General features: G+C 63.2%; 10 protein-coding genes. 3 read left to right on the top strand and 7 right to left on the bottom strand.

Annotation, left to right across the window (positions count from 1 at the left end):
• Positions 1-154 precede the first annotated feature (154 nt).
• From HDC32_RS30665 to HDC32_RS30675, 3 genes are read right to left on the bottom strand one after another with little or no spacing between them, the layout of a single operon-like run.
• A complete protein-coding gene (locus HDC32_RS30665; protein ID WP_184746549.1) occupies positions 155-1,495 on the bottom strand; it encodes a cytochrome c in 1,341 nt (446 codons plus the stop codon).
• A gap of 16 nt (positions 1,496-1,511) precedes the next feature.
• Positions 1,512-3,743 carry a xanthine dehydrogenase family protein molybdopterin-binding subunit gene (locus HDC32_RS30670; protein ID WP_184746551.1) on the bottom strand — a complete coding sequence of 744 codons (2,232 nt, stop codon included), beginning with the start codon at positions 3,741-3,743 and terminating at the stop codon, positions 1,512-1,514.
• Positions 3,743-4,201: a (2Fe-2S)-binding protein gene (locus tag HDC32_RS30675; RefSeq protein ID WP_090402472.1), complete on the bottom strand. Its 459-nt coding sequence runs from the start codon at positions 4,199-4,201 to the stop codon at positions 3,743-3,745. Before HDC32_RS30675 ends, HDC32_RS30670 begins: the two co-directional genes overlap by 1 nt.
• Before the next feature lie 489 nt (positions 4,202-4,690).
• On the opposite strand from HDC32_RS30675, the gene HDC32_RS30680 reads away from it, so the two are divergent.
• A complete protein-coding gene (locus HDC32_RS30680) occupies positions 4,691-6,520 on the top strand; it encodes a methyl-accepting chemotaxis protein (protein WP_409438499.1) in 1,830 nt (609 codons plus the stop codon).
• Between the two features lie 148 nt (positions 6,521-6,668).
• On the opposite strand, the gene HDC32_RS30685 is transcribed toward HDC32_RS30680, so the two are convergent.
• Positions 6,669-7,571, bottom strand: a complete 903-nt coding sequence (locus HDC32_RS30685) for a LysR family transcriptional regulator (RefSeq protein WP_145337187.1) — start codon at positions 7,569-7,571, stop codon at positions 6,669-6,671.
• A gap of 106 nt (positions 7,572-7,677) precedes the next feature.
• Between HDC32_RS30685 and HDC32_RS30690 the strand changes: the two genes are divergently transcribed.
• The gene (locus HDC32_RS30690; RefSeq protein ID WP_131698818.1) at positions 7,678-9,045 is read left to right on the top strand and encodes an MFS transporter; all 1,368 of its coding nucleotides are present in this window, start codon (positions 7,678-7,680) and stop codon (positions 9,043-9,045) included.
• On the top strand, positions 9,042-10,316 hold the full coding sequence (locus HDC32_RS30695) for a glucarate dehydratase family protein (RefSeq protein ID WP_184746555.1): 1,275 nt from the start codon (positions 9,042-9,044) through the stop codon (positions 10,314-10,316). Before HDC32_RS30690 ends, HDC32_RS30695 begins: the two co-directional genes overlap by 4 nt.
• Before the next feature lie 47 nt (positions 10,317-10,363).
• Here HDC32_RS30695 and HDC32_RS30700 read toward each other — a convergent pair whose 3' ends face one another.
• From HDC32_RS30700 to HDC32_RS30710, 3 genes are all read right to left on the bottom strand, one after another.
• Complete coding sequence (locus HDC32_RS30700) at positions 10,364-12,046, bottom strand: AMP-binding protein (protein WP_184746557.1); 1,683 nt, start codon at positions 12,044-12,046, stop codon at positions 10,364-10,366.
• 338 nt (positions 12,047-12,384) lie between these two features.
• Positions 12,385-13,365 (bottom strand): helix-turn-helix domain-containing protein, encoded by a 981-nt coding sequence (locus HDC32_RS30705; protein ID WP_184746559.1) that lies wholly within the window; start codon positions 13,363-13,365, stop codon positions 12,385-12,387.
• Between the two features lie 58 nt (positions 13,366-13,423).
• A complete protein-coding gene (locus HDC32_RS30710) occupies positions 13,424-14,902 on the bottom strand; it encodes an aldehyde dehydrogenase family protein (RefSeq protein ID WP_131698814.1) in 1,479 nt (492 codons plus the stop codon).
• Positions 14,903-14,948: the final 46 nt, after the last annotated feature.

The following is a 14,948-nucleotide window of genomic DNA, read 5'->3' on the forward strand; positions in this document are numbered from 1 at the left end:
TTGATTGTCGGAAGAGGCGAGCTTGAATAGGCGAGTAATCGGACAGATCAACGTTCGCGGGGCCGGATCAATACTAAGTTTGTTCACATCAACCCTTATTCCCCGGCATGCTCATTTCACTGCCCACGCCGGGGAAAAGGTCGGGACGCTACCTTCAACGCATATGCAAAATAATCGGACTGCTGCTGGCCGGGTCGGTATGCCCGCGCAGCTTGCCGACGGCCTTGGCATCGACCGCATCACCGTGGTTGCCCCAGGTGCTGCGCACGTAGGTCAGTACCTGGGCGATTTCCGCGTCGGACAGTTGCTCACGAAACGCCGGCATGCGGTAGGCGTCCGGGACGCCGGCGGCCACTACTCGTTGTGAACCGTTGAGGGTGATGTTGATCGCCGAGGCGCTTTCCTTGGCCAATGCCGAGGTGGCGCCGGCCAGGGGTGGCATCCATTCGGGCTGGCCCTTGCCGTCAAGGCCATGGCAGGAGGCGCAGCGGGTCGCGTAGGTGTGGGCGCCGGGGGCGTCCTGGCGTGTGTCGGCGGCCGCGTACTGCCAGGCTGTGCCGTCACGCTGTGGGTCGCCGGGCAGTGACTTGAGGTAACGGGCGATGGCGGCCAGGTCGTCGTCGGCCATGAACTGCGTGGAGTTGTTGAAGGCTTCGGTCATCGAGCCGTAGACCACCGCGTGGGCATTGCGCCCGGTCTTGAGGAACTGCACGATCTGCGCCTCGCTCCAGCGCCCCAGACCGGTGTTCGGGTCCTGGCGCAGACTCGGAGCGTACCAGCCGTCGAGCAGGGCGCCGGCGAGGAACGGCTTGCCGGACTCGTCCAGGGCTTTTTCGTTGAAGGCCAGGCCGCGCGGCGTGTGGCAGCTGCCGCAGTGGCCAGGGCCTTGGACGATGTAGGCGCCACGGTTCCACAGCGCGTCCTGGTTGGGTTTGGCCGCGTAAGTGGCGGTCGGCGCGAAGAGGCCGTTCCACAGGGCGATGGGCCAGCGCAGATTGAGCGGCCAGGGAATGTCGCTGGGGATGTTGGGCTCGTTGGCCGGTTGTATGCCTTTCATGAAGAACGCATACATCGCGCGTATATCGTCGTCGCTGAGCTTGGCGTAAGACGGGTAGGGCATCGCCGGATAGAGCCGGCGGCCGCCCGGTGCGACGCCGTGGCGCACTGCACGGTCGAAGTCGGCGAGGCTGTAGGTGCCGATACCGTGGGTGCGGTCCGGGGTGATGTTGGTGGCGTGAATGGCGCCCAGCGGCGTGGCCATTTCCAGGCCTCCCGCGAACGGCGCCTTGCCAGGCAGGCTGTGGCAGGCAACGCAGTCGCTGAGGCGGGCGACATACTCGCCGCGACTGACCTGTGCGGGGTCGACGCTGGCGGCCTGTTCCTGCTCAAACGGGGTGGCGGGCTGGCGGGTGACATACCAGGCCAGCACGCCGGCGGCGACCAGGCAGGGCAGCACCAGCCAGCGTGCGGTTCTTGCGAATCGACGGTTGTTCATGGGCGGTCTCGCTCGGTCAGCTGAAGGTGTGTCGGCTTAATGGCAGGCTGCGAACACGCTGGCCGGTCAACTGCGCTACCGCATTGACCACGGCCGGCGCCACAGCGGGGAGCGGAGGCTCACCGATGCCGCCCATCTTCTCGCCACTCTCGACGATCTTTACGTGCACCTGCGCCATCCGTGAGGGCGGCAGGATTGGGTAAAGGTCGTAGTTGCGCGCCCGTGGCTTACCGTCCACGTACACCGCCTCCTCCAACAGGGTTTGCGATAAGCCCAGGGCCACCGCGCCATTGACCTGGGCTTGCACAATCGCCGGGTTGACGATGCTGCCGGGGTCGATGGCTTCCCAGATGTGGTGGACCCTGACCTGGCCGTTCTCAAGCGAGACTTCGGCGATCACCGCCGCGTGGGAGCCAAACGGCGAGGCCATGGCCACGCCACGGGCGCGCCGGGTGCCGTCTTCGGCGGTGTAGGGGCCACGCTTCCAGCCACCGGACAACTCGCCCACGGCCTTGAGCAGGGTGGTCAGCCGTGGGTTGTCGCGCAGCAGGTGCAGGCGCAGCTCATAGGGATCGCGACCGCCTTTGTCCGCCAGTTCATCGAGGAACGCTTCGTAGAAAAAGTCATTCAGCGAATTGCCCACCGAACGCCAGTAGCCGAGCATGGCCGGGCCCTTGACGTAGATCTGCGCGATGCGTTTGTTGGGGATGGCGTAGCTCTTGCCCGACAGGCCTTCAAGGGCGGTGGGGTCGAGCTTTTCGCCCTGCTTGCCGGCGATGGCCTCGGTAGGGCCTTCGGTGGCGCTCACCGCTTCGATCGCCACCGGCAGGCCGTCGGCGTCCAGTGCGGCGCGGAACTTGACCACGGCGACCGGGCGCAACACGTCGCGCAGGAACTCTTCCTCACGGCTCCAGATCAGCTTGATCGGACGACCCACCGCCTTGGCCAATGCAATGGCTTGCGGGTAAGGGCTGGCCGAGTCATACAGGAAGTGCCGGCCGAAAAAACCGCCCAGCAGCGGCGAGTGCAGGGTCACTTGCGCGGGGTCGAGCCCGGCGCGCTTGGCGATGTCGGCGCGGAACATATCGGGCGCCTGGTTGGGCAGCCAGATCTCAAGCGAACCGTCGGGGTTGAAGCGCGCCAGGGCTGACGGTGGCTCCAGCTGGGCATGGTTGAGGTATTGGTTGTGGTAGGTGGCCTCGACCTGGGTCTTGGCGTTTTTCAACGCGCCGGCCACATCGCCTTCGTTCTCGTCGTCACGGGCCGGACCTTGCTGGGCCGCGAGAAAATCGCGAAAGCCGTCGCTGGAGAAATCCGCGGGCATGCCCCGCACTGTTGAGTCGGCCGTCGGCTCCTGCCAGTCGACCTGGATCGCCTCCACCGCACGCTTGGCGTGCCACCAGCGTTCGGCCACCACGGCCACCGCACCGGGCAGCACATGCACCGAGTGCACGCCTTTCATGGCTTCGACGTGCGATTGGTTACGCAGGCTGCCCACGGTCATGCCCAGGCGCGGCGCGTGCTGCACGGCGGCGTGGAGCATGCCGTCGACCTTCATGTCGATGCTGTACTGCGCCTTGCCGGTGGATTTGTCATAGGCATCCAGGCGCTTGACCGGCTTGCCGATCCAGCGGAACTGGCTCGGGTCGCGCAGGGTGATGCTGGTCGGGTCGGGCACCGGCATGTCCAGCGCACGGCCGGCCAACTCGCCGTAACCCAGGGAGCGGCCGGACGCTGCGTGGACCACACGGCCGGGTTGGGTGGTCAGTTGGGCCACCGGCACACCGAGCTGCTCGGCACCGGCCTGCAACAGCATGGCGCGGGCGAGGGCGCCCAGGCGGCGCATGACCGGGTAGCTCATGCGCACCGACATGCTGCCGCCGGTGATGCGCATGCCGTTGTCCATCACCACGTAGGCCTCACCGGGTGGCGCGGCTTCGACGATAAAGGTGGCGGGGTCGGCATCCAGTTCTTCGCCGACGATCTGCGCCATGGCGGTATGGGTGCCTTGGCCGCCTTCCATAAAGGGGCTGAGCAGGCGCACCGTACCGTCCGGGCGAATCTCCAGGAACGCGGGCACCTGGGTGCCGCGTTCTGCGGCACTGGCGGCCTGTACCCGGGCCGAGCCCAGCGGCAGGCCGAAACCGATGACCAGCGCACCCACGGCCGTACTGGCCAGGAAGCGTCGACGCGACAGGTTGATCGGCTCGCCCAGGGTGATGCCAGGGATGACGGATGGCGTGTTCATCAGGCGCTCTCCTTCCCGGCAGCCAGGTCATGCATGGCGGCGTGGATGGCGTTGTAGGTGCCGCAGCGGCACAGGTTGACCATGGCCGCGTCGATCTGCGCATTGGTGGGCGCGGGGGTGTGCTTGAGCAGCGCGGTGGCCGCCATCACCTGCCCGGACTGGCAGTAACCGCATTGCGCCACCTGATGCTCGACCCAGGCACTGACCACCCGCTTGCCGACTTCATCGGCTTCGATGGCCTCGATGGTGGTGATCTCACGCCCGACCACCCCGGCCACCGGCGTGACGCACGAACGCACGACATTGCCGTCCACCAGCACTGAGCAGGCGCCGCATTGGGCCAGGCCGCAGCCGTACTTGGTGCCGGTCAGCCCCAGGTCATCGCGGATCACCCACAGCAAAGGCGTGTCCGCGTCGGCGTCGACCTGATAGGCCTTTTGGTTGATGCGTAATTCCATGGCTGACTCACCTGCTGATCATCGGTTGGTATGGCTTGGTTCTTATAAGAAAGGCGATGGGCGCCCATTGTCGAACTCTAGATCAGGGCACAAGGGCCATCTACGAAAAAACCGAACATTCGGAGGATCAGGCAAGTATTCGAGAGGATTGAGTCAGTCAATCAAGGTGGTCGATCAACACGGGGACCAGCAGCCGATTGTTTTGGGAGGGTTTATTGATCTGGGTCAGTACAAACTCCTATTGGCTCAAGATGGCCGTCCGAGAGCGGTAGCGCCGTTTTCATGGGTGATATTATGGCGCCACTATCTTGGCGTGACAGGCGCCAGTCTGATCCATGGACATGAGGCTTTAGGGAAATGCTTAAGAACGCTCCGCTGCGTCTGAAACTGTTGTTGATACTGCTGCTGCCCATGCTCGGGTTCCTGACCCTGGCCGGCGTGTTTGTGGTGGACAACTACAAAACGCTGCGTGACATGAACACCACGGTGATGGCCAGCGCCACCGCCCAGAAGTTGAGCCAACTGATTACTACGTTGCAGCGCGAGCGCGGTGCCAGTGGCGTGTTCCTCGGCAGTGGCGGCAAGTCCATGGGCGATCGGATGGTGCAGATGCGCAGGGACTCCAGCGCAGCCGTCGAGGTGGTGCGCGGTTTGTCCACCTCCGGCAGTGCGAACCTGGACAACGTCCTGCGGGCCCTGGACCAGCTGCCGGCCATGCGTGGGCAGGTCGATAAACTGAGCATCAACAGCACCGAATCCGGCGCGCGTTATACCGAGATCATTCAAGTGCTGACCGGTTACACCCATTCCCTGGAAGCGAGCGTCAACAACGCGACCATCGTCTACGCGCTGGGGGCACTGAATCAATTTATCGAGATGAAAGAGCGGGCCGGGCGCGAGCGCGTGGTGCTGGGCCTGGTCTTCAGCCAAGGGCATTTCGATGAGGCGCTGTTGTCGCGCTTCAGCCGCAACCTGGGCGAGTTCGGCGCCTACTACGATGCGTTCCGGCGCAAGGCGCCCGCGGCCTCGCTGGCGCAGTTCGACACGCAAATGCAACAACCTGCCGCCGTCGAGGTCGGCAAGTTGCAGCGCCTGGCGTTTGAGGTGCCGATGGGCCAGGCCCTGGGGATCAAACCCGAAGCCTGGTTTGAAACCTCCACCCAGCGCATTGACCTGATGAGCCAAGTCGAGGAAGCCTTGGGCCAAAGTGTCAGCAGCCTGGCGATGCACGAGCGTGATGACGCCAGTCGCGCCCTGTGGCTGACTGTCGGCGCAGTGATCGTGGCCCTGTTGGCAGTGGCGGTATTGTCCTGGCTGATCATCCGCATGATCGATTCGGCGGTGCGCGACCTGAACCGCGTGCTCAACGACCTGGCAGCACGCGATCTCACCGCGCGGGCGACCTATGAGAGCAAAGACGAGTTCGGTCAGATCTCGCGCAACCTCAACCGCATGGCGCAAGAAATCAGTGGCGTGGTGCAGGAAATCGGCAACGCCACCGCACAGGTTGCAACGGCGGCGGAGGAGTCCTCGGCCGTGACGATGCAGACCAGCCAGAGCGTCGAGCAACAGCGTCAAAGCACCGAGCTGGTGGCCACGGCGATCAACCAAATGAGCGCCACCGTGCGCGAGGTGGCGCACAGCACCAACGATGCGGCGCAACTGTCGCAACGGGTCAATACCAGCACCACCCAAGGGCGCACCGAGATCGAAGGCACCATCACCCTGATCCGCCAGCTCTCGGGGCAGGCCGAGGACACGGCGCTGATCATTGATGAACTCAAACAGGAAAGCGATGGGATTTCCTCCGTGCTGGACGTCATTCGTGGCATTGCCGAGCAAACCAACCTGCTGGCCTTGAACGCGGCCATCGAAGCGGCGCGGGCCGGGGATCATGGGCGCGGATTTGCCGTGGTGGCCTCCGAGGTGCGGGTACTTGCGCAGAAGACCCAGGAGTCCACGGGGAACATTCAGCAGATGATCAGCAACCTGCAAAGTGGTTCCGATCGCGCGAGCTCGTCCATGCAGGAGACCTTGGGCAAGGCCCAGGACGGCGCGCGCAAGGTCGAACGTGCGGGTGAGTTGCTGTTGGAAATCGCCGAAGGCGTGGCCAGTATCAGTGATCGCAACCTGCAGATTGCTTCGGCGGCTGAAGAGCAGAGCGCGGTTTCAGAAGACATCAACCGTAACGTCAACGAGATAAACGACCTGGTCATCCAAGTCAGTGCCGGCGCCGAGCAAACCGCAATCACCAGCCAGGAACTGGCGCGCCTGGCCGAGCACCAGCAGGATCTGGTCAATCGTTTCAAAGTGGCGTGAGGCGAGGGCGGCCTGCTCCGACGGCGGTGGGTCAGTCGACCTCTACAGTGACTGACACTCCGCTATCGGGAGCAAGCCCCCTCCCACAGTTGTTTGGTGGCGATGGATGGATTGCAGCAAGGCTTTGATTTCGACGAGGCCTGTTCCATTAGTCCGCCCACCCGTCACGCACCGCACTGCGAATCCCCTCCAGCAACATCGCGAATGCCGGGTTGTCATTGTTCTCGCGCCAGATCAGGTGCAGTTCACTCTGGGCGCCTTCGCCCAAGTCGATATCGCGAAACACCACGTTCTTGAACACCACGCTGCTGGCGCAACGCGGTACCAACGCCAAGCCCATACCGGCGTTGACCAGGGCCAGGATGGTCAGGGACGAGCCCAGCCACTGCACATATTCGGGGGCGACACGGGCCGAGCGCAGCAGGCCGGTGAGCAGTTCGTTGAATGGCGGGTAGGCCGAATGGGCGTACATCAGGAAGGGCTGGGCGTCGAGGTCGTGGACACTGACGTTGTCGGCGCTGGCCAGTCGATGGCTGCTCGGCACCGCCAGCACGAAAGGCTCGCGCACCAGGCACTCGGTGGCATAACCGGGCTCCAGCAGGGGCGCGCGGACGATGCCAAGGTCGATGCGGCGTGCACGCAGGGCTTCGTATTGCTGGTAGGTGTTCATCTCCGAGAGGTCGATCCTGACCTGGGGCTGCTTGAGCCGTGCCTCGGCAATGACCCTGGGCAAAAACTCATACACCGCGCTGCCGACGAAGCTGATATTCACCGTGCCGATATCGCCCTCGGCAAAGCGCCGTGCGGTTACGGCCGCCTGCTGGGCCCGTTCCAGCAGGTTCTGGGCCTCGATAAAAAACGCCCGCCCCGCGGCAGTGAGCGCAACGCTGCGGGTGGTGCGGGTAAACAGCTCCACGCCGAGGTGATGTTCCAGTAATTGGATCTGCCGGCTGAGGGGCGGCTGGGTCATGTTCAGGCGTTCAGCGGCGCGGCGAAAATTCAGCTCGGTGGCTACGGTGGTGAAGCAGCGCAGTTGCGTCAGTTCGAACATTGATCTAATCCAGGTATCAATCGAATGCCAAGTTAGATTAGACGGGAACAATCCCCGGCGTCCATCATCGGAGCGTCCCTAAAAAAACAATGATTGGGAGTTGCCCTTGGATACCGTCCAGAATTCGCCCGACCCGCGCGTGCTTGCCCGAGCAGCCGCCAAGGTCAAGCGCCATGTACTGCCGTTGTTCGTGGTGATGTTCATCGTCAATTACATCGATCGGGTCAATATCGGCTTTGTGCGCAGCCATTTGGAGACCGACCTGGGCATTGGCGCCGCCGCCTATGGCTTGGGTGCCGGGCTGTTCTTCATCGGTTACGCGATCTTCGAAGTGCCGTCCAACCTGCTGCTGCAGCGCTACGGCGCACGGGCCTGGTTGACGCGCATCATGTTCACCTGGGGCGCGGCCGCGATGGCCATGGCCTTTGTCAAAGGCGAGACCAGCTTCTATATCCTGCGTTTCGTGCTCGGCGCGGCCGAAGCCGGTTTTTTCCCCGGCATCATCTACTACTTCACCCAATGGCTGCCGGCCGCCGAGCGCGGCAAGGCGATGGCGATTTTCCTCAGCGGTTCGGCCATCGCCTCGGTGATTTCCGGGCCGGTGTCGGGGGCGTTGCTCAACGTCAGCGGCTTGAGCCTGCATGGCTGGCAGTGGATGTTCCTGATCGAGGGCTTTGCCTCCGTCGTGTTGTGCGGGTTTGTGTGGTTCTGGTTGCAGTCTCACCCCCATCAGGCCAAGTGGCTCAGCGACGAAGAAAAACACGCGCTGGTGACGGCCATCGCGCTTGAGCAAACGGCCCGCGAAGCCACCCAGAGCGTGCGGCCGTCGATGTTCAAGCTGCTGGCCGACAAGCAGATCGCGCTGTTCTGCTTTATCTACTTTTCCATTGCCCTGACCATCTACGGCGCCACGTTCTGGCTGCCGAGCATGATCAAGAAAATGGGCAACCTGGGCGACTTCCAGGTGGGGTTGTTCAACTCGATTCCGTGGTTGATTTCCATCGTCGCCATGTATGGGTTCGCCGCCCTGGCCAGCAAGTGGAAACACCAGCAGGCGTGGGTGGCGCTGATGCTCGTGATCGCCGCCGTCGGCATGTTCATGTCCACCATGGGCGGGCCGGTGTTTGCGTTTGTCGCCATCTGTTTTGCCGCGATTGGCTTCAAGGCTGCCTCCGCGCTGTTCTGGCCGATCCCCCAGGGTTACCTGGATGCGCGCATCGCGGCGGCGGTGATTGCCTTGATCAACTCAGTCGGCAACCTCGGCGGTTTTGTTGCACCCACCACCTTCGGCCTGCTGGAGCAGACCACCGGTTCGATTGAAGGCGGGCTCTACGGCCTGGCCGCGACCTCGCTGGTGGCCGCGGTGGTGGTGTTTTTTGCGCGCACCGCACCACGGCCCGGTGTGCCCCCCACCTCCAAACCGACTAATCATCATCACGCCTTGCGTCCAGGCCCACAGGGAGCCGCTTCTTGAAAATCGTCCGAGTCACCGTCACCCCCATCGCCTTTCGCGACCCGCCGCTGCTCAACGCCAGCGGTATCCACGAAGCCTTCGCGTTGCGCTCGATCATCGAAATCGAGAGCGACACCGGCTATATCGGCCTTGGCGAAAGCTACGGCGATGCCCCGGCGCTGGCGATCCAGCAACAGGTCAAGGACCAACTGATCGGCCTCGATCCGTTCAACCTCAACCAACTGCGCGCCATCGTGCAGGCCACCGTGGCGGCACACAAACCTGTGAGCATTGCCGGCGCCGAACTGGCCCCCGGGTCCCATGCGAGCAAGGCGGTGAGCAATGCCTATTCGGCGTTTGAGGTGGCGTTTCTCGACCTGCAGGCGCACTCGCTGAATGTGCCGCTGGTGGACCTGCTGGGCGGCGCGATCCGCGACCGGATCCCGTTCAGCGCCTACCTGTTCTTCAAGTACGCCGAGCACATCGACTCGCCCTATAAACCCGACAGTTGGGGCGAAGCCCTCAACGAAGTACAGATCGTCGCCCAGGCGCGGCGGATGATCGAAACCTATGGCTTCAAAAGCATCAAGCTCAAGGCCGGTGCACTGGACCCTGAACATGAAGTGGCGTGCATCAAGGCCTTGAAAAAGGCCTTTCCCGGCGTGCCGCTGCGCATCGACCCCAATGGCAACTGGTCCCTGGAAACCTCGATCCGCATGGCCGAACTGCTCGGCGACGACCTGCAGTATTACGAAGACCCGACCCCCGGCCTGGAAGGCATGGCCGAGTTGCACACACGCACCGGCTTGCCCCTGGCGACCAATATGGTGGTCACCGATTTTGACGAGTTCCGCCGCAGCGTGGCCCTGAACAGCGTGCAGATCGTACTCGCCGACCATCACTACTGGGGCGGCCTGCGCGACACCCAGGTGCTGGCGAAGATGTGCCAGACCTTTGGCCTGGGCGTGTCGATGCACTCCAACTCACACTTGGGCATCAGCCTGATGGCCATGGCCCACGTGGCCGCGTCTGTGCCCAACCTCGACTATGCCTGCGACACCCACTACCCGTGGCAAGAACCGGACGAAGAAGTGATCAAGGGCGGCAAACTGCCGATCGTCGACGGCTGCGTGAAGATCACCCGCGCACCGGGGCTGGGCCTGGAACTGGACCATGATCAACTGGGCAAGCTGCATGACCAGTACCTTACCTGCGGCATTCGCCAGCGCGACGACGTGAAGCAGATGCAGCGTTATCAACCGGATTGGAAGACCGTCAAACCGCGTTACTGAAGCTGGTCGCTTCGTTTTGCCCGGTGACCTGCGTCACCGGGTTTTTTTCAGGTGAAATCTTCTTCGAAATGCTCATGCTCGCCGCGTGTCTCCCCCTGGCGTCGCACCACCTCCATCTGCCGCAGTTCCACCCGGCGGATTTTCCCGGAAATGGTCTTGGGCAACTCACTGACAAACTCGATCCGCCGCACCCGCTTGTAGGGCGCCAGGTGCTCGCGGGCGAAGGCGAGAATGTGCCGCGCCAGCTCGGCGTTGCCAGGGGCGTCGTGGGCCAGGATCAGGAACGCCTTGGGCACCGCCAGGCGCAACGGATCGGGGCTGGGCACCACGGCCACCTCCATCACCGCCGGGTGTTCGATCAGTGCGCTCTCCAGTTCGAAGGGGCTGATACGGTAGTCGGAAGCCTTGAACACATCGTCGGCGCGCCCGACAAAGGTGATGTAGCCGTCGGCGTCGATCTGCGCGGTGTCGCCAGTGCGGTAGTAACCGTCGCGCATTACTTCGGCGGTTTTCTCCGGGCTGTCTTCGTAGCCGAGCATCAGGCCCAGTGGGCGCACCTCAAGGGGCAGGGCGACTTCACCCTCGGTGCCCGGCACGCCGTCGGCGTCCAGCAGGGCCACCTGGTAGCCCGGCAACGGGCGGCCCATGGACCCTGGCTTGAGCAACTGGCCCGGCGTGTTGCCGACCAGGGCGGTGGTTTCCGACTGGCCGAAGCCATCGCGCAGCGGCAGGCCCCAGGCCTGTTGGATCTGCTCGATGATCTCCGGATTCAGCGGCTCACCGGCACCCACCAGTTCGCGCAGGTTCAGGCGCGGTTTGTAGCTGGCCAGGTCTTCCTGGATCAGCATGCGCCACACCGTGGGCGGGGCGCACAGACTGGTCACCCGGTACTGCTCCAGCGCGCCGAGCAACGCCTGGGCACTGAACCGCGCGACGTTATGGATAAAGATGCAGGCGCCGGCATTCCACGGCGCGAACAGGCAGCTCCAGGCATGCTTGGCCCAGCCCGGCGAGGAGATGTTCAGGTGCAGGTCGCCGGGTTGCAGGCCGATCCAGTACATCGTAGACAGATGGCCGATCGGGTAGCTCTGGTGGCTGTGCAGCACCATTTTCGGTTTTGAAGTGGTACCGGAGGTGAAGTACAGCAGCATCGGGTCCGTGGCCAAGGTACGACCTTCGGCCTCGAACCGCTCGGGGTATTCGAAAGCGGCGCTGTGCGCGACCCAGCCAGTAGGCGCCGCCCCCACACAAATGCGGCTGCAACCCTCACCCAGGCCCTCGAACTTGCCGACATGCGCCTCGCCGACCACCAGGTGGCGTACCTGGCCCCGCTCGATACGGTCGTGCAGGTCAACGGGGTTGAGCAGGGCGGTGGCGGGGATCACCACGGCGCCGAGCTTGAAGGCCGCCAGCATGGTTTCCCACAGCGCCACATCGTTACCGAGCATCAGCAGTACGCGCTCGCCACGCCGCACACCGAGGGCACGCAGGTGGTTGGCGACCTGGTTGGAGCGCGCGGCCAGTTGCTGGAAGCTGTAGCGCTGCTCGCTGCCGTCCTCTTCGACGATCCACAGCGCGTCGGCGGCATTGCCCTCGGCCATGGCATCGAAGTAATCCAGGGCCCAGTTGAAGGCGTCCAGTTGCGGCCAGCGGAAGTCGCGGGCGGCGGTGGCGTAGTCGGTACGGTGCGCGAGCAGAAAATCCCGGGCAGCCAGGAAGGACTGGGTCATGGTCGATGTCCTTAATTATTGTTGTGGGGACTGACCCCTCGGGTGCATCGAGAGGCTGGACCGAGTATAGGCACGCATAAATAAGAGCAAAACGCTCAAAAACACCGGAGCGTTGTGCAAAAAAGTCATGGGTGCGGCACCGGCAATGCCGGCGCCGATGATGATGAAGTCCGCGAGGCTCATAGCTGTCAGAGGGCGTTGGCCAGTGCGATGTCTTCCAGGCCCAGGCCGATGGAACGGCAAAATACGAGCAGCCGTAAGCCGTGCGCTGGATACCTTTCTGGCGGGCTATACGCTCGGGCCTCACAGCGTTGCTCCCTAGGGAAACGCGATCTGGCTCAATGGGCGGCGCTGGCCGTTTCACGGTAGAGCCTGGGCGGCATGCCGAATGCTGCCTTGAAATGGCGACTGAAGTGAGCGCTGCTGCCATAGCCCCAGGCGTAAGCAATGTCGGTGAGCGAGCGATGGCTGAGGTCACGGTTGCGTAGGTCTTGCGCGCAGCGCGCCACGCGGCGTTGCCAGATGTACTCGCTGACACTGCAACCGAATTCGTCCTGGAATGCCCGATGCAGACTGCGCACGGAACAGTGTTCGGCAAACGCGATGCGCTCGATGCTCAGGTCGCGGTCGGCCAGGTGAAGTTCGATATAGCGCTTGAGGCGGTTCTGCTTGTAGTGACGGAAGTCGTGTTCGAGCTTCTTCTCTTCCTGCTTGTTGCCCAGCGCATTGTTCAAAAGCCCGACGATACTGTCGCCGACCAGCGCCGCCGACTGGCTGTTCAGCAGCGGATATTGGCTGTAGGCGTCAACGATCAGGTGCATCAACATCCGCCCAAGCCCGTTGCGTGCGCTGATATGCAGGTCGTCAGCGTCCAGTGCCTGCCCGGCGCCTTCGTTGAACAACAGGATGAAGTGCTCACAGCCTTGGGGGCTGCTGACGTTGAATGGCTGGGTGCAGTTAACCACCAGCAACTCGTCGGGCGCCAGGGCGTTGCTGTGCTTGCCTTGCTGGAAATGACTGACGCCGGCGGTTTGCAGAATCAACATGCGTGACGTATCGGGTGCCTCGACTGCTTTGCTCAGGTGACGGGAGTAGCGGTGCGCGCTGGCGGTCATGCGGCAAAAACGCAGTTTTCCAAGATCGCCGTATTCCAGGCGGCCCTGGAAGTCGGCATCGTGCAAGGGTTCGATGTAGGTGGACTCGAGGCGCTTGATGTACTCCGGCGTGCGGCCGAGGTTGTCACTCATAAACTCCTTCCACTTCATCAGGCGGTCGGAGCGCATCACTTGATCGGTAGAAACGCAGGCTAGATTGCTCATGGTTCGCCTCTTTTTATTGTTATGGGGTGGGCCACACCGGCTGGGCCCACCCTGTCTCCTAGAAGGGGTAGTGGTGGCTCCCGGCTTGCCAGGTCACCCAGTGCGCACGGGTGAATTCGTCCAGGGCATAGTGACCGTTGAAGCGTCCCAGCCCCGAGTTCTTTTCGCCACCGAACGGGGCATTGGGCTGGTCGTCCACAGTGATGTCGTTAATGTGCGTCATCCCAGCCACGATGCCGCGGGAAAAGTTCAGAGCGCGGGCCATATCTTTACTGAACACGGCGCTGGACAGCCCATATTCGCTGGCGTTGGCCAGGGTCAGGGCATGTGCCTCATTGTCGGCGATCAATATTGGCAGCAAGGGCCCGAAGGTTTCATCGTGCGCCAGTTCGTGGTCGAAAGGGACATCCCCGTATACATGGGGCGGCAGCACCAGCCCGGACGCCGGGCCACCGTGCAGTTTCTTCAGGCCCGCGCTGTCGGCGGCATTGACCTTGCGCAGCAAGCCGTCCAACTGGCTGCGGTTGATTACCGGGCCAATCACGGTATCGGCGAGGTTCGGGTTGCCGGTTTTCAAGTTGCGCACGCGTTCCACCACCAACGCGGTGAAGTCGGCGTAGAGCGAGCGGTCCACAATCACCCGGTTGACGCTCATGCAGATCTGGCCCTGATGCAGGAAGCGTCCGACCACTGCTGCATGCGCGGCAAGGTCGATATCCGCATCATCGAGCACCACCAGCGGCGCGTTGCCGCCAAGCTCCAGGGCGACTCGCTTGATGTGCTGGCCGCCGGTGGCGATGCGCCCGACATTGCGCCCGACATCGGTAGACCCGGTAAATGAGATCAGGCTGGGAACGGGGTGCCCCACAAAGGCATCGCCGATTTCCGAGCCGGCGCCGACCACTACATTGAGCGTGCCCTCGGGAAAACCCGCTTCTTCGAACAGGTGCGCAATCAGCAGGCCGCCGGTCACGGCCGTGTCGCTGGCCGGTTTAAGGACCACGGTATTGCCCAGTGCCAACGCCGGAACCACCGAACGCATGCTCAAGTACAGGGGGAAGTTCCAGGGACTGATGACCCCAATCACCCCGAGCGGCTCACGGAACACGAAGCTTTGCTCGCCGGGCTTGTAGCTACTCAGGATGCGCCCCTCCACCTGCATGGGCAGCGCAATGCATTCACGCACCAGGTTGAGGGTGAATTGCCATTCCATGGTCGCTTTGATACGGGTACTGCCGGACTCGCGAATCAGCCAGTCGATGATCTCTTCGCTGCGTTGCTGGATGATGTGAACGAGCTTTTCCAGCTGGGCGCCGCGTGCGGTTGGATGCAACTGCGCCCACGGGGTTTGCGCGCGTTGTGCTGCTGCGTAGGCCGCGTCGAGGTCGGCAATGCTGGCCAGGGGCATTTCGAGCAATGTCTCGCCGTTGAAAGGATTGCGATCGTCCAGCTGTGCTGAGGAACGACCGGTGTGCCAGGTGCCGTCGATGAACTGGTCGCCGTTGAGGGCGTAAGGGGTTGGGCGTTGGGCAGTCATGGTTTTACCTTTGGGTCAGTGGGGCACGTGGTTTCAGAGCAAGACG

The organism is Pseudomonas sp. JAI120 (assembly GCF_014207255.1).
Classification (GTDB): Bacteria; Pseudomonadota; Gammaproteobacteria; order Pseudomonadales; family Pseudomonadaceae; genus Aquipseudomonas.

Bases quoted from the DNA above. Each gene is read 5' to 3' on its own strand.
- HDC32_RS30665 (WP_184746549.1), bottom strand. From the start codon at position 1,495: ATGAACAACCGTCGATTCGCAAGAACCGCACGCTGGCTGGTGCTGCCC.
- HDC32_RS30670 (WP_184746551.1), bottom strand. From the start codon at position 3,743: ATGAACACGCCATCCGTCATCCCTGGCATCACCCTGGGCGAGCCGATC.
- HDC32_RS30675 (WP_090402472.1), bottom strand. From the start codon at position 4,201: ATGGAATTACGCATCAACCAAAAGGCCTATCAGGTCGACGCCGACGCG.
- HDC32_RS30680 (WP_409438499.1), top strand. From the start codon at position 4,691: ATGGCCAGCGCCACCGCCCAGAAGTTGAGCCAACTGATTACTACGTTG.
- HDC32_RS30685 (WP_145337187.1), bottom strand. From the start codon at position 7,571: ATGTTCGAACTGACGCAACTGCGCTGCTTCACCACCGTAGCCACCGAG.
- HDC32_RS30700 (WP_184746557.1), bottom strand. From the start codon at position 12,046: ATGACCCAGTCCTTCCTGGCTGCCCGGGATTTTCTGCTCGCGCACCGT.
- HDC32_RS30705 (WP_184746559.1), bottom strand. From the start codon at position 13,365: ATGAGCAATCTAGCCTGCGTTTCTACCGATCAAGTGATGCGCTCCGAC.
- HDC32_RS30710 (WP_131698814.1), bottom strand. From the start codon at position 14,902: ATGACTGCCCAACGCCCAACCCCTTACGCCCTCAACGGCGACCAGTTC.